The 17,057-nt window shown below is 57.6% G+C and carries 14 protein-coding genes; 5 read left to right on the forward strand and 9 right to left on the reverse strand.

Features of this window, described 5'->3' with window-relative positions:
- Positions 1 to 144: 144 nt before the first annotated feature.
- Together rpsI and rplM are read right to left on the reverse strand one after the other, a co-directional pair.
- A complete protein-coding gene (gene rpsI / locus HKK55_RS20670; protein WP_003216038.1) occupies positions 145 to 537 on the reverse strand; it encodes a 30S ribosomal protein S9 in 393 nt (130 codons plus the stop codon).
- A gap of 14 nt (positions 538 to 551) precedes the next feature.
- Positions 552 to 980, reverse strand: a complete 429-nt coding sequence (rplM, locus tag HKK55_RS20675) for a 50S ribosomal protein L13 (protein WP_155583529.1) — start codon at positions 978 to 980, stop codon at positions 552 to 554.
- A 248-nt stretch (positions 981 to 1,228) separates the two neighbouring features.
- Here rplM and HKK55_RS20680 point away from each other — a divergent pair, with 248 nt between their 5' ends.
- A complete protein-coding gene (locus tag HKK55_RS20680) occupies positions 1,229 to 2,269 on the forward strand; it encodes an NADP(H)-dependent aldo-keto reductase (RefSeq protein ID WP_169356364.1) in 1,041 nt (346 codons plus the stop codon).
- A gap of 175 nt (positions 2,270 to 2,444) precedes the next feature.
- Here HKK55_RS20680 and HKK55_RS20685 read toward each other — a convergent pair whose 3' ends face one another.
- Positions 2,445 to 3,581 carry an acyl-CoA dehydrogenase family protein gene (locus tag HKK55_RS20685; RefSeq protein WP_169356365.1) on the reverse strand — a complete coding sequence of 379 codons (1,137 nt, stop codon included), beginning with the start codon at positions 3,579 to 3,581 and terminating at the stop codon, positions 2,445 to 2,447.
- 220 nt (positions 3,582 to 3,801) lie between these two features.
- Between HKK55_RS20685 and HKK55_RS20690 the strand changes: the two genes are divergently transcribed.
- Positions 3,802 to 4,722 (forward strand): GlxA family transcriptional regulator, encoded by a 921-nt coding sequence (locus HKK55_RS20690; protein ID WP_178123323.1) that lies wholly within the window; start codon positions 3,802 to 3,804, stop codon positions 4,720 to 4,722.
- 192 nt (positions 4,723 to 4,914) lie between these two features.
- Here the strand turns inward: HKK55_RS20690 and zapE are convergent, their stop codons facing one another.
- The 3 genes from zapE to HKK55_RS20705 all read right to left on the reverse strand — a co-directional run bounded on the left by zapE (position 4,915) and on the right by HKK55_RS20705 (position 8,097).
- A complete protein-coding gene (gene zapE, locus HKK55_RS20695) occupies positions 4,915 to 6,009 on the reverse strand; it encodes a cell division protein ZapE (RefSeq protein ID WP_155583533.1) in 1,095 nt (364 codons plus the stop codon).
- Between the two features lie 78 nt (positions 6,010 to 6,087).
- Positions 6,088 to 7,443, reverse strand: a complete 1,356-nt coding sequence (locus tag HKK55_RS20700; protein ID WP_169356367.1) for a tryptophan--tRNA ligase — start codon at positions 7,441 to 7,443, stop codon at positions 6,088 to 6,090.
- A 24-nt stretch (positions 7,444 to 7,467) separates the two neighbouring features.
- Entirely contained in the window at positions 7,468 to 8,097 is a 630-nt protein-coding gene (locus HKK55_RS20705; protein ID WP_169356368.1) for an alpha/beta hydrolase, read from the reverse strand.
- Positions 8,098 to 8,244: 147 nt separating this feature from the next.
- Here HKK55_RS20705 and HKK55_RS20710 point away from each other — a divergent pair, with 147 nt between their 5' ends.
- Complete coding sequence (locus HKK55_RS20710) at positions 8,245 to 8,682, forward strand: YhcB family protein (RefSeq protein WP_169356369.1); 438 nt, start codon at positions 8,245 to 8,247, stop codon at positions 8,680 to 8,682.
- Positions 8,683 to 8,878: 196 nt separating this feature from the next.
- Here HKK55_RS20710 and HKK55_RS20715 read toward each other — a convergent pair whose 3' ends face one another.
- The 3 genes from HKK55_RS20715 to HKK55_RS20725 all read right to left on the reverse strand — a co-directional run bounded on the left by HKK55_RS20715 (position 8,879) and on the right by HKK55_RS20725 (position 12,515).
- Positions 8,879 to 10,603, reverse strand: a complete 1,725-nt coding sequence (locus tag HKK55_RS20715) for an ABC transporter ATP-binding protein/permease (RefSeq protein ID WP_169356370.1) — start codon at positions 10,601 to 10,603, stop codon at positions 8,879 to 8,881.
- Between the two features lie 96 nt (positions 10,604 to 10,699).
- A complete protein-coding gene (locus HKK55_RS20720) occupies positions 10,700 to 11,260 on the reverse strand; it encodes a response regulator transcription factor (protein ID WP_169356371.1) in 561 nt (186 codons plus the stop codon).
- Positions 11,253 to 12,515 carry an ATP-binding protein gene (locus HKK55_RS20725; RefSeq protein WP_169356372.1) on the reverse strand — a complete coding sequence of 421 codons (1,263 nt, stop codon included), beginning with the start codon at positions 12,513 to 12,515 and terminating at the stop codon, positions 11,253 to 11,255. The genes HKK55_RS20720 and HKK55_RS20725 overlap by 8 nt, the downstream gene beginning before the upstream one ends.
- Positions 12,516 to 12,719: 204 nt before the next feature.
- Between HKK55_RS20725 and HKK55_RS20730 the strand changes: the two genes are divergently transcribed.
- On the forward strand, positions 12,720 to 13,430 hold the full coding sequence (locus HKK55_RS20730; protein ID WP_169356373.1) for an SIMPL domain-containing protein: 711 nt from the start codon (positions 12,720 to 12,722) through the stop codon (positions 13,428 to 13,430).
- Positions 13,431 to 13,697: 267 nt separating this feature from the next.
- Positions 13,698 to 16,967, forward strand: a complete 3,270-nt coding sequence (locus tag HKK55_RS20735; protein ID WP_169356374.1) for a DUF6543 domain-containing protein — start codon at positions 13,698 to 13,700, stop codon at positions 16,965 to 16,967.
- The last annotated feature ends 90 nt before the right edge of the window (positions 16,968 to 17,057 follow it).

Below are 17,057 nucleotides of genomic sequence, written 5' to 3' on the forward strand. Positions count from 1 at the left end.
CCGGCCCCAGCTCCAAGCCTTTGAGTATAGGGGGTCTACGGATGTGGCAAGTTGTCACGGTAAAAAATTGCCTATAAATCGCAGACAATAAAAAACGCCCAGCTCCGTGAGGAGGCTGGGCGTTTTCTGGAACGTAAAAGCGAATTAACGCTTCGAGTACTGCGGACGCTTACGCGCTTTACGCAGACCGACTTTCTTACGTTCAACTTCACGAGCATCGCGAGTAACGAAGCCAGCTTTGCGCAGAGCGCCACGCAGGGTTTCGTCGTACTGCATCAGAGCGCGAGTGATACCGTGGCGGATTGCGCCAGCTTGACCACTTACACCGCCACCGATAACGGTGACGTAGATGTCGAACTTTTCAACGGTCTCGGTCAATTCCAGCGGCTGACGAACTACCATACGGGCAGTTTCGCGACCGAAGAAGTTTTCCAGAGTGCGGTTGTTGATCGAGATGTTACCAGTGCCCGGACGCAGGAAAACGCGTGCGGTTGCGGTTTTGCGACGGCCAGTGCCGTAATTTTGAGTCGCCGACATAATGAACTATTCCGTTAAAACTTCAGTTCTTGGGGCTGCTGAGCAGCATGAGGGTGAGCAGCGCCCGCATAGACTTTCAGCTTGCGAAACATATCGCGACCCAGTGGGCCCTTAGGCAGCATACCTTTGACCGCGATTTCGATCGGGGCTTCAGGCTTCTTGGAAATCAGGCCTTCGAAGTTCGAAGACTTGATACCGCCTGGGAAACCGGAGTGACGGTAGTACATTTTGTCTTGCGCTTTGTTGCCGGTAACACGTACCTGCTCAGCGTTGATGATCACGATGTAGTCACCGGTGTCAACGTGAGGGGTGTATTCAGGCTTGTGCTTGCCACGCAGACGGCTGGCGACTTCAGTGGCCAGACGACCCAGGGTCTGACCAGCGGCATCGACGACAAACCAGTCGCGCTGAACTGTTTCCGGTTTTGCAGTAAAAGTTGTCATTCTTTAATAGCCTCAGGGGCCGCCCTGTAAATTAGACGGCGGATCTTACTGAATAGTGCGTACTTTGACAAGTCAAAGGCAGCCGGATACAGACGCTATCGGGGGCTCGGGTCAGCGCGTCCGTTCAACGGCAAGATTCTTCGGCAGGCGGCGCATCACTTCCACTGCAGAAAGAGGTGGGCAATTATGCAGATTGCCAAAAAAAATTCAACCTGCTTTTATGATTGTTTTCCCCGAAGGAGTACCCGATGGATTATCGACAACTGGGCCGGACCGATCTGAACGTGAGTGCGATAGCCTTGGGGACCATGACCTGGGGCGAGCAGAACAGCGAGGCAGAGGCCTTCGCACAGATCGAACGGGCCAAGGCCGCGGGGATCAATTTCCTCGACACGGCAGAAATGTACCCGGTGCCACCCAAGGCAGATACCTACGCCACCACCGAGCGTTATATCGGTAACTACTTCAAAAGCCGCGGCGACCGTGCCGACTGGATCCTCGCCAGCAAGATCGCCGGCCCCGGCAACACCATCGACTACATCCGCGATGGCAACCTCAAGCACAACCGCAAACACATCGTCGACGCCCTGGACGCCAGCCTCAAGCGCCTGCAAACCGATTGGATCGACCTCTACCAACTGCATTGGCCGGAGCGCAGCACCAACTTCTTCGGACAATTGGCCTACAAACACAAGGCCGAAGAAAACCTGACGCCGCTGGAGGAAACCCTCGAAGCCCTGGACGAACAGGTCAAGGCCGGCAAGATTCGCCATATTGGCCTGTCCAACGAAACCCCATGGGGCACCATGAAGTTCCTGGCCCTGGCCGAAGCCCGTGGCTGGACCCGCGCGGTGTCGATCCAGAACCCCTACAACCTGCTCAACCGCAGCTTTGAAGTGGGCCTGGCGGAAATCGCCATTCGCGAGCAGTGTGGGCTACTGGCCTATTCGCCATTGGCGTTCGGCATGCTGAGTGGCAAATACGAAGGGGGCGCACGTCCGGCAAAAGGTCGCCTGAGCCTCTACAGCCGCTTCAGCCGCTACTTCAACGCACAATCGGAAGCCGCATGCAGCCGTTACGTGGCCTTGGCGCGTGAGCACGGCCTGGACCCGGCGCAGATGGCGCTGGCCTTTGTGACGCAGCAGTCCTTCGTGACCAGCAACATCATTGGTGCCACGACGCTGGAGCAACTGGACAGCAACATCGCCAGCGCCGACTTGAAACTGTCGGATGAAGTGCTGGCGGGGATCGAGGAGATTCAGAAGGATCACCCAAACCCTGCGCCTTGATTGACCGGCAAGGCTGACACCTAACCTGTGGCGAGGGGGCTTGCCCCCGTTGGGCCGCGAAGCGGCCCCAAAACCTGCCATCTCAATCGACCTGAAAAAACGAGGTGCTGTTATTGGGGCTGCTACGCAGCCCAACGCGGGCAAGCTCGCTCGCCACATAAAGCCCATACGATTTTCAAAGCGCCCGCGCAATAATCTCCTTCATGATTTCATTGGTCCCCGCATAAATGCGCTGCACCCGCGCATCCGCCCAGGCCCGGGCAATCGGGTATTCCCACATGTAGCCATAACCGCCGTGCAGCTGCACGCACTCGTCGAGCACCTTGCATTGCAGGTCAGTGGTCCAGTACTTGGCCATCGCCGCCGTAGGCACGTCCAGCTTGCCTTCCAGGTGCTGCTCCAGGCACTTGTCGACAAACACCCGGCCGATCTGCGCCTCTGTTGCAATCTCCGCCAACTTGAAGCGGGTGTTCTGGAAATCGGCAATCGGCTTGCCAAACGCTTTGCGCTCGCGGGTGTATTCCAGGGTCCATTGCAATGCCGCTTCCGCTGATGCCAAGGCGCCAATTGCCACGGTCAAGCGCTCCTGGGGCAATTCCTGCATCAAATAGGCGAAGCCCATCCCCGCCTGCCCCAGCAGATTTTCCTTGGGCACCCGTACATCCTGAAAAAACAGCTCCGAGGTGTCCTGGGCCTTCATCCCGACCTTTTCCAAGCGCTTGCCCTTGTCGAAGCCTGGTGTATTCGCCTCCACCAGGAACAAGCTGGTGCCCTTCGCGCCAGCCTTCGGATCGGTCTTGGCCACAACGATGACCAAGTCTGCGAGGAAGCCATTGGTAATAAAAGTCTTCGAACCGTTGATCACATATTCATCGCCGTCCAGCACGGCGGTGGTCTTCACCCCCTGCAGGTCGGAGCCGGCACCCGGCTCGGTCATGGCGATGGCCGTGACCATCTCCCCGGAGATCAGTTTGGGCAGGTACTTCTGCTTCAGCGCTTCGCTGCCGTAATGCAGGATGTACGGCGCCACGATGTCCGAATGCAGGGAGAAACCGATCCCGGTCAACCCCAGCCGACTGATCTCCTCGATCACCACCGCGCTATAGAGAAAGTCCGCCCCCAAGCCACCATATTCTTCCGGCAGGTGAGAACAGAGCATTCCCGCCTCCCCCGCCTTGTTCCACAGGTTGCGATCAATATGCCCCTGTTTTTCCCATTGCCCGTGGAACGGCGCAGCGTCTTTTTCGAGGAAGGTGCGCACGCTCTGACGGAAGAGTTCGTGCTCCGAGCTGAACAAGGTTCTGGGAATCATGGGTCACCTGTGAGAATTGTCAGACAAGAACAAGATCACAAAGCCTAAGCCTGCGGGACGTCACAGGACACTGGACACATGCGACAAAAAATAAGACGATCCAGCCGTCTGGTGACCACTTTCCCCTATAAGAATAAATGAAATTATGTCTACCCAAGTCTCCACGCCCTTGCGGCGCGTCAGCATTTTGGCCATTGATCGGGTATTTGCTTCCACCCTCATGCAAGCCAAGGATTTCTTCCACCTCGCCAGCCTGCGCTATGGCAAACAGCTGGGCCAGGGCCTTACTCCCGCATTCGAAACCCGCCTGGTCAGCCCTGATGGGCAATCGGTGCGCAGCTTCAGCGATGTGATCATGCCGGTGGACGGCGGGCTGGAAAATGCCGACATTATTGTCCTGCCGGCGTTCTGGGACGACTTTGACTCCCTGTGCGGCCGTTATCCGCAGATCCTGCCTTGGCTACGGGAGCAACACGCCCGTGGCGCCGTGCTCTGCGGCGAAGCCACCGGGGTATTCTGGCTCGCTGAAGCGGGACTGTTGGACGGCAAGGAGGCGACCACCTATTGGCGCTTCTTCAACGCGTTCAGCGAGCGGTTCCCCAAGGTACAACTCAATCAGGACAAGCACCTGACCGACGCCGACAACCTGTACTGCGCCGGCGGTACCACCTCGGCCTGCGACCTCTACATCTATTTGATCGAACGCTTCTGCGGCGCCAACATCGCCCAGGCCGTGGCGCGCGACATTCTTTATGAAGTGCAACGCAGCTACGCCCCCGGTCGCATCGGCTTCGGCGGCCAGAAACTGCACCAGGACGTGATCATCCTGCAGATCCAGCACTGGCTCGAAGAACACTTCGCCGACAAGTTCCGCTTCGAAGACGTCGCCCGGGAACACGGCATGAGCATCCGCAACTTCATGCGCCGCTTCCAGACCGCCACCGGCGACAAGCCCCTGCACTATCTACAACGCCTGCGCATCGAAACCGCCAAGGGCTTGCTTTCGGGCAGTCGCAAAAGCATCAAGACCATCAGTTATGAGGTGGGCTATGACGATGCGAGCTTCTTTGCGCGGTTGTTCAGGCAGCACACCGAGCTGTCGCCGAACCAGTACCGCCAGCAGTTTCAGCAAGCCGCCTAAGCAAAGGGTATACACAGTACAAAGTGGGAGCTGGCTTGCCTGCGATGGCGATCTGTCAGGCACCAGATGCATTGCCTGACAGACCGCCATCGCAGGCAAGCCCGACTCCCACATTTGATTTCTGCTGATCTGGAAATTTTGTATAAAAAAGGCCTGCATCGCTGCAGGCCTTTTTCATTTCGATCACACCACTTACGGCTTATGCGCCCGCGACAGGAACTCGTGGGATTGCATTTCCAGCAAGCGGCTCAAGGTCCGTTGGAACTCGAAGTTCAAGCGACCGCCGGTGTAGAGGTCCTTGAGTTCAACTTCGGCCGAAATGATCAGCTTGACGTTACGGTCGTAGAACTCATCGACCATGTTGATAAAGCGTCGGGCGATGTCGTCGGTGGTGACGGTCATTTGCTCGACGCCGCTCAAGATAACAGCGTGGAAGATCTTGCCCAGCTCGATGTAGTCGTTCTGGCTGCGGGGGCCGTCGCACAGTTCGCGGAAGTCGAACCAGGCCACATCGTCGCAAGTGCGCAGGGCGATGATTTCGCGGTTTTCAATAATCAACTTATCGTTTTCCACGGCCTGGGTGCATTCCGGCGTCAGGGCGCGGAAGCTTTTGCGCAGGCTTTCCTGAGCGGCTTCGTCGAGCGGGAAGTGGAACAACTCCGCTTGTTCGAGGTGACGCAGGCGGTAGTCGACGCCACTGTCGACGTTGACGATGTCAGTGTTCTGCTTGATCAAGGCGATAGCCGGCAGGAAGCGCGCCCGCTGCAGGCCGTCCTTATACAGGCCGTCCGGCACGATGTTCGAGGTAGCGACCAGGGTCACACCGTTCTTGAACAGTTCTTCCATCAGCGTGCCGAGGATCATGGCGTCGGTGATGTCAGAGACGAAAAACTCATCGAAACAGATCACCCGCGCCTCATCGGAGAAACGCTTGGCAATGATGGTCAGCGGGTTTTTCTCGCCGGGAAGGGTCTTCATCTCTTCATGCACACGCTTCATGAAGCGGTGGAAGTGAGTGCGGACCTTTTCCTTGAACGGCAGCGCTTCGAAGAACGTGTCCACCAGGTAAGTCTTGCCCCGGCCCACGCCACCCCAGAAATACAGGCCCTTGACCGGCGCTTGGTCTTTCTTGCCAAACAGTTTGCTGAACATCCCCGGCTTGTTCTGCGAGGCCTGGACCAGATCGTCGTACAGGCGCTGCAAATGACGCACCGCAGTTTCCTGGGCGGCGTCATGGAAGAATTCGGGGCGCTTCAGATCAGCTTGATATCGTTCTAGGGGCGTCATAATTCGTTAGCAAGGCAACAAAAACGGGCCGCCACTGTAACGACGGCCCTGAAGAATGGCAATCAACCCTTGGTCGGGTTAATCCTCGATTGGCGTCAGCGCTACGCGCAACGCCTCGATGGCGGCATCGCGCGATGCGCTGTCGGCGAAGGACGGACTGTCGGCCACGGCCGCACCTTCCAGCCAGACGCTGAAGCTCAATGCTTCGCTGCGTACGTCCAAGTCCTGACCCGACTGCAGTTGTTTGGTCACGGCACCCGCCGCTTTACCATCGGCAAAGTTGCGCGACAGCAGCAGTTGCTCACCTTCGGCTGCCAACAGGCGGAAGCGGAAGCTACCGTCATCTTCGCGGAAACTGACGAAGCGCGCGGCTTTCGCAGCCTTCTTCTTGGTGCTGGCGGCAACCGTGGTCTGGTTGACAAACGAACGCAGGCCAACTGCTTCACGCAGTTCGCTGAGGAACGGAGCGGCCACGGCACGGGCTTTCTTGGCACCGATCAACAGCAGATCTTCCATGTCCGAAGGGCGCGACATCAACTGGTGATAACGCTCGCGGGCTTCGCCCAGTTGGCCGTCCAACAGCTGGAACAGACGGTTCTTCGCCTCGCCCCAGCCCAGGCCTTGCAGCAGTTCGCCACGGAATTCCTCTTCCTGAGCCTTGGTGGCAAACGCCTGGAACAAGGTGAACAGGTGGGAGTTGTCCGGATCTTTTGCCTCGCCTGGCGCGCGGGAGTCGGTGACGATCCGCGAGATGGCATCTTTCATGTCTTTGGCGCTGGTGAACAACGGGATGGTGTTGTCGTAGCTCTTCGACATCTTGCGGCCATCCAGGCCCGGTAAGGTGGCGACGCTTTCTTCGATCAGCGCCTCAGGCATGGTGAAGAATTCTTTACCGTTGCCGAACAGATGATTGAAGCGCTGGCCGATGTCCCGAGCCATTTCCACGTGCTGGATCTGGTCACGACCGACCGGCACTTTGTGGGCGTTGAACATCAGGATGTCCGCGGCCATCAGCACCGGGTAGCTGTACAGGCCCATGGTGATGCCCGCATCCGGGTCTTCGCCATTTTCCAGGTTCTTGTCCACCGAGGCCTTGTAGGCGTGGGCGCGGTTGAGCAGGCCCTTGGCCGCCACACAGGTCAGCAGCCAGGTCAGCTCGGGGATTTCCGGGATGTCGGACTGGCGGTAGAAGGTCACCCGGTTCACATCCAGGCCACCGGCCAGCCAGGTCGCGGCGATTTCCATACGCGAGCGCTGGATGCGCTGCGGGTCATCGCATTTGATCAGGGCGTGGTAGTCGGCCAGGAAGTAGAAGGAGTCGGCGTTGGCGTCCTGGCTGGCAAGGATCGCCGGGCGGATGGCGCCCGCGTAGTTGCCCAGGTGCGGCGTGCCGGTGGTGGTGATGCCGGTGAGGATACGGGTACGAGTCGTCATGGGTAATCGCTTATCAGACTGCTATCAATTCGAAAGGCGCGGCAGCACCAGATCCTTTAGATCGGTCAGCTTGCCATGAAAAAAGTGTCCGCATTCTGCCACTTTCAGCAGCTCATGGGGGCGATTCAAGGCCGCGGACCAGTCGTAGACGGTCTGGGGGTCGACCACTTCGTCGGTTTCAGGCTGGATCAGAGTCAATGGGCAGTTCTGCGCCAGCACGTCCTGATCGCGCAGGCGCATGACCGCAGCCGCCACCATGAACAGGTGCGCAAGTTTTTCGCCCTTGGCTTCCAGGCGGCCGCCGAGACTTGCCGCAACATACCCACCGAAGGAAAAACCCAGCAGGGTGATAGGCAGGTCGGGGTGTTTTTCACGCAGCCAGGTGGCGGCCGCTTCGGCGTCGTCCACTTCACCGGTGGACATATCGTGGGTTCCGGCGCTGGCGCCGACGCCACGATAATTGAAACGCAAAGTAATCAAACCGGCATCGCGGGCAGTGCGTTGCAGGGTCGAAACCACTTTGTTGAGCATGGTGCCGCCCTGCACCGGGTTAGGGTGGCAGATCAGCGCCAGGCCACGTGGCTCGGGGTGATCCAGATACAGGGCTTCCAGTTGGCCGACCGGGCCATCGATCAAAACGGGGGTTTCACGCATCAGCAAGGAAGGAACTCCGTGACCTCTCAAGGGGTCGACTCGTCTAGCTAAAAGTCTGTGCATGGCATCATTGCGAACTTAATCGCGGTATACAGCGCAGGTCCGAGCCGTTAACGTAAAGCAAAGCCGTTTATAGAGGAAGGACTCGTGGAACACTCGCTCTTAGTTTGGTTGTTGCCGACTCTCGCCTTGGTTGCCGGTGTCGCCATTGGATTCCTGGTTGCTCGCCTGCTGCCCAATGCGGCGCCTAACCGCACGCAGCGTCAGTTGGATGACATTCAGGAACGTTTTGACAGTTATCAGAACGAGGTTGTTACCCATTTCAACAGCACCGCGACCCTGGTGAAAAAGCTCACTCAGAGCTATCAGGAAGTACAAGATCATCTCGCCGAGGGCGCCAACCGCCTGGCCCTGGACGACATCACCCGTCAGCGTCTGCTGGCCGCGCTGCATTCCGATGTGCCGCAAGCTCCACGGGAACGCCTGACCCCACCACGGGAAAATCAGGAACCGCCTCGGGACTACGCGCCAAAAACGCCGAACGCCCCAGGCATGCTGGATGAGCATTACGGCTTGAAGAAGTAATACACTTTCAAGCGACATAAAAAGCCCGGCTGATCGATGATCAGCCGGGCTTTTTGTTGGGGGTACGGTCTGCCAAATAGCACAAAACATGCGGGAGCCGGGCTTGCCCGCGATAGCGGCATATCAGATTACATCTCTGCTGCCTGACATACCGCTATCGCAGGCAAGCCAGCTCCCACACTGACCGTGTCCGGTCTCAGGACACCGGTTGTTCTTGCAACTGCCCCTGCTCAATCCGCACATGCCGCCCATGGAAGCGCTTGAGGCTACTGCGATGACCAACGCTGACGATGCTCAAGCCAGGCAGCTCATCAATCAACGCCTGGTACAACGTCGCCTCATCCTCTTCATCCATGGCCGAGGTCGCCTCATCCATGTACAGCCATTGCGGCGCGAACAGCAGCGCACGAGCAAAGGCCAGCCGCTGTTGCTCACCCGGCGAGAGCATGCGTTGCCAGTGATTGGCTTCATCAAGACGGTTGACCAAATGCGGCAAGCGGCAGGTTTCCAGGACCTGTGCATAACGTTCAGCGCTATAGACCGAGTCTTCCTGTGGATAACTCAGCACCGCCTTCAACGTGCCAATCGGCAGATACGGCTTCTGTGGCAGGAACAGATAACGCGCCGCCGGCAGGCGAATCGCGCCATGACCGTTAGGCCACAGGTGCCCCATCGCCCGCAGCAACGTACTTTTGCCACTGCCCGAGCGGCCGCTCAACATCACCCGCTGGCCCGGTTCCACCACCATGTCGGCTTGGGTCAGCAAGTGACGGCCGTCTGCCAAATCCAGCCCGAGCCCTGTCACCGCCAGCTCGGCACCTTGGTTCTGCACCTCAATCGCCGGCTTGCGCGCCTCGTTGTCGCTCATGGCCTGATGGAAACTCAACAGACGATCGCTGGTAGCACGCCACGAGGCCAGGTCGGAGTAGGCACTGATAAACCAGCTGAAGTTCTCCTGTACGTTGCCGAACGCCGAGTTGATTTGCATCAGCTCACCCAGTTCGATCTTGCCGGTGAAATAGCGCGGCGCCGCAACGATGAACGGGAAGATGATTGCAATCTGGCTGTAACCGGCGGTGAAGAAAGTCAGGCGCTTGGACACTTTCATGATGTCCCAGAAGTTGAGCCACACCTTGCCGAACCGTGTGCTGAGGCGCTGATTCTCGTTGGGCTCGCCGTTATACAAGGCAATGCTCTCGGCGTTCTCTCGCACCCGTACCATGGAGAAACGCAAGTCAGCTTCGAAGCGTTGTTGTTGGTTGTTCAGCCCGATCAACCGGCGACCGATCAAGTGAGTCAACCAGCTGCCGACACCGGCATACACCAAGGCACACCAGAACATGTAGCCGGGAATCGTGACGCCGAACACTTCGATGCTGCCAGAAACGCCCCACAGAATGATGGAGAACGACACCAGGCTAACGACGTTGCGCAGCAGCCCCAGGCCGAGGCCCAGGGTACTGGTAGTGAAACTGTTGAGGTCTTCGGAAATCCGCTGGTCCGGGTTATCGGTATAGCCACCCTGCTCCAGCTGGTAGTAGTTCTTGTCGGCGAGCCAGCGTGCGAAGTGCTTTTCGGTGAGCCAGGCCCGCCAGCGAATCGTCAGCATCTGAGTCAGGTACAGGCGATATACCGCACCCAGGATTGCCACGGCGGCAATCGCGCCGAAATAGCCGATCAATTGCCAGAAGGCGGCGGTGTCTTTCTTCTCCAGGGCGTTGTAGAAATCCTTGTACCAGTGGTTGATCCATACGGAAATGGCCACGCTGAACAGCGACAAACCAATCACGGCGATCAGCAACAACCAGGCCTTGCCCTTCTCTTCACTGCGCCAATACGGCGTGACCATTTGCCAGACTCGGCGGAAAAACTGCCCGCGCACAGCATCGTTGACCGCGGAATATTCAGCGTTCTGATTCATGGATAAGGCTCGATAGGGAAAAGAACACACACAAGCCGATCATAGTGGATCGGCTCGTGCGGTCGAGAGCGGCGCTGATATTTGTTCAGCGCGGGTTCAGCGCCGAACCGGACGCTTTTGCAGCTTGCGCTGCAAGGTCCGGCGGTGCATGCCCAGGGCGCGGGCGGTGGCGGAGATATTGCCTTCGTGCTCGGTCAGCACCCGTTGGATGTGCTCCCACTGCAGGCGGTCGACAGACATCGGGTTTTCCGGCACCAGGGTGTCGAGGTCGGCGTGCTCGGAGAGCAACGCAGCCAGCACATCGTCAGCGTCCGCCGGCTTGCACAGGTAATTGCAGGCACCCCGTTTGATGGCCTCGACGGCGGTGGCGATGCTGGAATATCCGGTGAGGATCAGCACGCGCATTTCCGGGTCCAGCTCCAGCAGCTTGGGCAACAGCACCAGGCCGGAGTCGCCGTCCATTTTCAGGTCCAGTGCCGCGTAGTCCGGCAGGTCGGCCGTAGCAATGGTCAGACCTTCTTCGGCAGAACCTGCGGTACTCACGCGAAAACCGCGACGGCTCATGGCCCGCGCCATGACGCGGGTAAAGGTGGCGTCGTCATCTACCAGCAGCAGGTGCGGCAGTTCTTCGCCTTCGACTTGGATCTCGTCACTCATCGATGTCTCCTCGTGCGACACGGGGCAGGCGCAGCTCGGTGAGCGTGCCACCTTCCTCATGACTGTAGAGTTTCACTGAGCCGCCAGCGCGTGTCACGCTGGCCTTGCTCAAAAACAGGCCCAGGCCGAAGCCTTTGCCCTTGGTGGTAAAGAATGGCTTGCCGATCTGCTCGGCAATGGCCAGCGGCACGCCGGCACCGTGGTCGCGAATACTGATGGTGAAGTTTTCCTGGTCCCAGTCCAACTGCACTTCCAGCCCTTCCGGACAAGCATCGGCGGCGTTGTTCAGCAGGTTCAGCAGTGCCTGGGTCAAATCCGGCGGTGGTGCCATGCGCGGTACTGTGCCCTGCCCCAGCAGATGGAAACGGTAACTGGCTTCGGGACGCATCAAGTGCCAGCGGTTCAGGGCTTCGTCCAGCCACTGGGTGACATCTTGCATCTCTATCGCCAGGCGACGGTTGGCTTCGGCGGCACGCACCAGCTGCTGCAAGGTTTGCTTGCACGCCTGGACTTGATCCTGCAGTACGCTCAAGTCGTCCTGCAAGTCTGGATGATGGTGGTCTTGGCGCATTTCCTTGAGCAACACGCTCATGGTGGCCAACGGCGTGCCCAACTCATGAGCCGCGCCGGCCGCCTGGGTGGCAACAGCCAACAGTTGCTGGTCCCGCAGGCCTTCCTCACGGCGGATCGCCCGCAACTCTTCCTGACGGCGCAGCTCTTCAGCCATGCGCGCAGCAAAGAACGTGATCACGGCGGCGGACAGCGCGAAGCTCAGCCACATGCCATAGATCTGCAGGTTTTCCCGAGCGATCGGAAAGGTTTGCAGCGGATAGAACTGGGCCAGCAGCAGGGTGTACAGGGTCAGGGCGATACCGGACAAAATCACCGAGTAACGCCAAGGCAACGTCACCGCAGCGATGGTCAGCGGCACCAAATAATAAGAAACGAAGGGATTAGTGGAACCGCCGGAGAAATACAGCAACACACTGTGGATAAACAGGTCGCAGGCCAGTTGCAGGGCGTATTCCAGCTCGGTCACCGGCCACGTGGTGCGCAGGCGGATGACGGTAAAGGCGCACAACACCGTGGAAAAGCCGAGGGTCACGGCCAGTTGCAGCCAAGGCAGCGGCAACAGGTCGAGCCAATAGGCCAGGCCCACAGAACCGGCCTGTGCGGCCAGGACCAGGGTGCGGATGAAGGTCAATCGCCACAGGTTCTGGCGAGTGGCGGAAGTCAGTTGTACGGGGGCGAGCATGAGCTCTCCTGATGAGCGCTCCAGGCGGATCGCACCGAGTATAAACGAAGCGACAGCGCTGGCACGGCGTGTGTGGCTCTTTGACGCAGGCCTTCCACATGACCGTTCGTCGGCACTCCCGCTATTTGTAGAGAATGTGTAACCCGCCGAACCAGACCATCACGTCTACAGTCATACCGATTACGATTATCTCAAGGAGCTTCTATGTCACGTTTCATTCGCAGCGCAGCCGTTATCACCCTCGGTGTCGGCACCCTTGCCAGCCTGCCGGCCCTGGCCGCCGATGAGCTGCACTACAACCAGATCTCCCTGCGCGCCGAAGTCAGCCAGGAAGTGGCCCGTGACCAGATGATCGTCACCCTTTACACCGAATCCCAGAACAGCGACCCAGCCAAGCTCGCCGCTGAAATCACCACCACCATGAACACAGCCCTGGCCCAGGCCCGCGAGGTCAAGGCCGTGACCCTGCGTCAGGGCAGCCGCAATAGCTACCCGATCTACGACAACAAGAACCAGAAGATCACCGGCTGGCGTGAACGCGCTGAGATACGCATGGAAAGCTCGGACTTCGCGGCCCTGTCCAAGCTTACCGGTGAGATGCTGACCAACCTGAAAATGGACAGCATGGACTTCGCCATCGCCAACCCGACCCGCAAGGCCAGCGAAGACGCCCTGCTCAAGGAAGCTGTCACCGCGTTCAAGGCCCGTGCCCAACTGGCTACCGATGCGTTGGGTGGCAAGGGCTACAAGATCGTCAACCTGAACTTCAATACCAACGGCTATCCACAGCCCTATGCCCGTGGCGGGATGATGATGAAGGCTGCGGCCATGGACTCGGCGCCGGCCCCGGAAGTTGAAGCGGGTACCAGCCAGGTCAGCATGAGTGCGGATGGGGTGATCGAAGTCCTGCAATGACCGCGATGCACTGAAACCAGAAACGGCGCGGCCCAAGGCAAGCGCCGTTTTTTTTCGCCTGTAGATCCGGACAACTTTACCAACACTCTGCTAATCCCCCGGAACAACAGGTGCACAACCTATTCATACACACCCCTGTCACTTTTCCAGACACTCCCAAGGGAATGGAGAGCTTGATTGTCGTTACTCATCACTAGCAATGCCCATAGATGAATGGACGCGTGTGCTGCGGGCAATGCCTTCTGATGACTATCGAGAATAAACACGATGACCTCCATCACCCGCACACCGTCTCCTTTGTCTTTTTCGCAACCCTATAAATCCGTTGCCGGGGCGATCCCAGCACAAATAAGCATCGAAAAACCACTGACCGCCCGTGAGCAGGGTGATCGTCAATTAGCGACAAACATCCGCAACGCACTGCATCCCCAAGACCGCCAATACAACACTCGCGTTCAAATTCCTGCCAACTCCACCTTGGGGCAGTGGCAACAGCAGTTGGCAAGGGCATTGCTGAACCCGGCGTTTCAAGACTGGTTGAAAGATAGCAACATCAACCCCTCAAGTGTCGTCGTGCATCCGGACACCAACAGCATCTCGGTCATCGTTAATAACCAAAGAGTCAGCTTCAGAACGGGCAATGACCTGGCATGGAATGCTGCAGCAGCACCTGTATTGGACGCAGGCAAGGTCCTCGCCGCCGGCAACGGTATTTCCCTGAGCTACGACGATGCCTTCAGGACTAATCTTGAACTGAAGACAGTAGGCCAGTTTTATGGCCTACAAACCTCCGCCGACTATGACCAACTCGATCGAACCCAAACCTTCCCGGCGATCGCCGCATCAGATCCGTACAAGTCGGACAGAATCCGCGGCGAAGATCAGTTGAAAAGCCAGCGAGGAATTGTCGATCATCTGTACAAACTCCAGGACACGCCCTCCAGCGCCAACGCACAGCAGGCACAAACCTATAAACACCTGGCACTGACGGTTGCCGATGCGCTGCCAAACGTGCGCGTACACGCAAAACGATGGGCGGAGTCCCTCATTTTCCGACTGACCGGCAAATTGGTGGACGCCGATACACTTTATTTGAACCGTTTCAACGGCTCGCAAAGCGCTTCAACTGCTACCGGCTGGGAGCACATGAACGAAGAGCCAACCTCCTCCCTGCGCCTGCCCGATGCGCTGCTGAAGAACTTCTCTGAAAACGATTGGGTCCCCGGCAATCTGGACTCGGAATCCGGTATCTATAAAGACGGACCTGGGCAGAGTAAAACGGGAGGATACGGTACGCATAACCAATTTCCCCTGGCCCCATCGACACTGATGCATGCCAGTTGGAAAACCGACTTCCAGGCGAAAATGACGCAAGAAATCGGCAACTTCTGGAACGCCCACAGCGATGACTACCAAGCAGCGATCAAAGGGGAGTTCGCCTATCAAGCTCGAAAGCAACTGAAGACCGTTGAAGCCAGGCCTCCCGCAGAGCAAGCTCTGCAAGCCCCCGAACATCGATTCACCCGTGAAGACTACCGTTTGGTCATGGGCGCGGCGTCCAATCTTCCACTCGACGAAAATGCACCGCTCAACGTCGAACAGCTCAGGGCCAAAGCCCCGGTAAAAGGCATCGTCCAGGCGCATGCTTTCAATATCAAGGGCTTCTTGTCTAACGACATTGTGCGTTTCAGTGCTGCCGACGGTGGCCGGCAAGCCCTCTACATCCCTGGCGCCGAGCCAGCATTTCTCAGGTTCGACTCCCTGGAGAAACTGGATCAATGGGTTATCGATCAAACCAAGGACCCCAAAAAGCGCGAGTCCCTGGTCGCTCATTTTCCGTTGATCAGCCGCCAAGACCATGAGTCGGGCACCATTGAACGCTTGGCGAAAGTGTTCATGCCCGTCTTGTGGTTTACGAATGTAGGCACCAAAACGGAAGGCCTGGACACGACTCTCGGCAAACTCTCTTCTGGAGAACTGAAAGACCCTACGTTTAATGGCGATGGATCGCACATTGAGGGGGATGTCTTCTCGGCCATGACGTCCGCCAGTAAAGAGCGCATGACAAGTGACGCCGATGTAATGATCAAGTCCAACAGTGAGGTGACGCGAGACACCTGGCTTAACGACATCACCGTCGCAGCAGGTTTGCTTGCCAAACTGGCGCCTATTGCTGCGCCCGTTGCCGCCGCCGCAGTCGTTACTGGGCTGACCGAGCTGGCGCTAGGGGAGGAAAAACAATACTCCGGCGATACGCTGGCTGAACGCAACGACGGTGCATCCAAGGCATTCGATGGCTTGTTGAACACCTTGTTCTCGGTCGGCGCCAGTGGAAGGGTTGAGGACCCGTTCACTCCCCCAGAAGAAACATCGGCCAACCCCAAGCCAGGCGAGCCTCCTCAGATTGAAAGCCCGCAGTCAGTACCTGGCATTAACCGTTTGCAGCCCAGCCAATCGGGCAATATCAGCCAATACGCAGTGCAGAACGGTGAACAACTCATTGAAAATGCCACACGTAACGCGAAGGGTATTTACCAGGTTAAAGATGCAACAACCGGCTCAGATCAATGGTTTATTCGCTATACCGACACAACCGGTGTTCGCCAGGTGTATGAGATAAAAGGCGACTTCAAATTGAGCAATGATTATATGCAGATCATTGATCGTGATACGGGCAAGCCAGTACTGACGGTGCATTCAGGCGGCGATGGTGAGTGGATTCGCACGACTGGAAATGGTGGGGCCAGGTGGCCATGGCAACGCACCCCATCGCCAACCCCAAGTAATGACTTAAAGATCTCGCCAAAATTCTCGGATCAATTCGTTGAATTGGACGGTTCAAAAATGACGGGAGCCGACAGGGTCGATAAATACTTGAAAGTCAACGAGGGGGGCGCCTATGAGTTCTCCAGTAGAAACTATGAAGAAAACGCCATAATCAAAAGAAACCTCAACGTGTCCTGGAACATCGATGAGCGTGGGTTTTCAGTTGAATCTGGAGAAAAGGCACAATTTACGGAGCACAGTACAAACGAGTACTCCCCAAACTTTGTGCTCGATATAAATCGCAATCCTTACACCGTAATCACCAAAGAAAACGGACGTGAGGTGAGCGTGGCGCTGGATGGCACGGCAGATTCTGCCGAGGGTATCCGCCAAAGCCGACTAAAACAGTTTGAGGCTGCAATTGCGCCTGCTGATCTGCGCGCACGCATTTCCGAGGTAGCCCATCAAGGCTCCATAGCGCCCGCCACCATTAACTTGAATGGAGAATCGGTGCTACAGGACGGCTACTACTTTGGCGCTGACGATACCCATTTTTACATCGAGCATGACCCATCAAAGGACCTGACTCAGGTCAGGATCATTTCCAAAGGGCATCTTTCAAATCCAGAACAAGATATCAACCATGTTCCAGGTGTAGAGGTCACCATCAGCAGAACGTTTACGATACGGGAGAGTAACGAGCTGGAAGGGTCGTTTGCGATCGACAAGAATGCACCTACCCAAATTGAAGTATCGGTTCAAGCGCAGTAGCAAACTGCGGGGCCTTCCCTCTACCTCATAAACCCCAACGGCGGTAACCTCGGTAGCCGCCGTTTTCGTTTGGGCAGCCTTCACCTGCCA

Source organism: Pseudomonas sp. ADAK18, assembly GCF_012935695.1.
Lineage (GTDB): Bacteria > Pseudomonadota > Gammaproteobacteria > Pseudomonadales > Pseudomonadaceae > Aquipseudomonas.

Coding starts and splice junctions, on each gene's coding strand:
- HKK55_RS20705 (WP_169356368.1), bottom strand. CDS start 8,097: ATGCGTGAAACCCCCGTTTTGATCGATGGCCCGGTCGGCCAACTGGAA.
- zapE (WP_155583533.1), bottom strand. CDS start 6,009: ATGACGCCCCTAGAACGATATCAAGCTGATCTGAAGCGCCCCGAATTC.
- HKK55_RS20720 (WP_169356371.1), bottom strand. CDS start 11,260: ATGAGTGACGAGATCCAAGTCGAAGGCGAAGAACTGCCGCACCTGCTG.
- rplM (WP_155583529.1), bottom strand. CDS start 980: ATGACAACTTTTACTGCAAAACCGGAAACAGTTCAGCGCGACTGGTTT.
- HKK55_RS20725 (WP_169356372.1), bottom strand. CDS start 12,515: ATGCTCGCCCCCGTACAACTGACTTCCGCCACTCGCCAGAACCTGTGG.
- HKK55_RS20690 (WP_178123323.1), top strand. CDS start 3,802: ATGCAAGCCAAGGATTTCTTCCACCTCGCCAGCCTGCGCTATGGCAAA.
- HKK55_RS20735 (WP_169356374.1), top strand. CDS start 13,698: ATGACCTCCATCACCCGCACACCGTCTCCTTTGTCTTTTTCGCAACCC.
- HKK55_RS20730 (WP_169356373.1), top strand. CDS start 12,720: ATGTCACGTTTCATTCGCAGCGCAGCCGTTATCACCCTCGGTGTCGGC.
- HKK55_RS20700 (WP_169356367.1), bottom strand. CDS start 7,443: ATGACGACTCGTACCCGTATCCTCACCGGCATCACCACCACCGGCACG.
- rpsI (WP_003216038.1), bottom strand. CDS start 537: ATGTCGGCGACTCAAAATTACGGCACTGGCCGTCGCAAAACCGCAACC.
- HKK55_RS20685 (WP_169356365.1), bottom strand. CDS start 3,581: ATGATTCCCAGAACCTTGTTCAGCTCGGAGCACGAACTCTTCCGTCAG.
- HKK55_RS20715 (WP_169356370.1), bottom strand. CDS start 10,603: ATGAATCAGAACGCTGAATATTCCGCGGTCAACGATGCTGTGCGCGGG.
- HKK55_RS20680 (WP_169356364.1), top strand. CDS start 1,229: ATGGATTATCGACAACTGGGCCGGACCGATCTGAACGTGAGTGCGATA.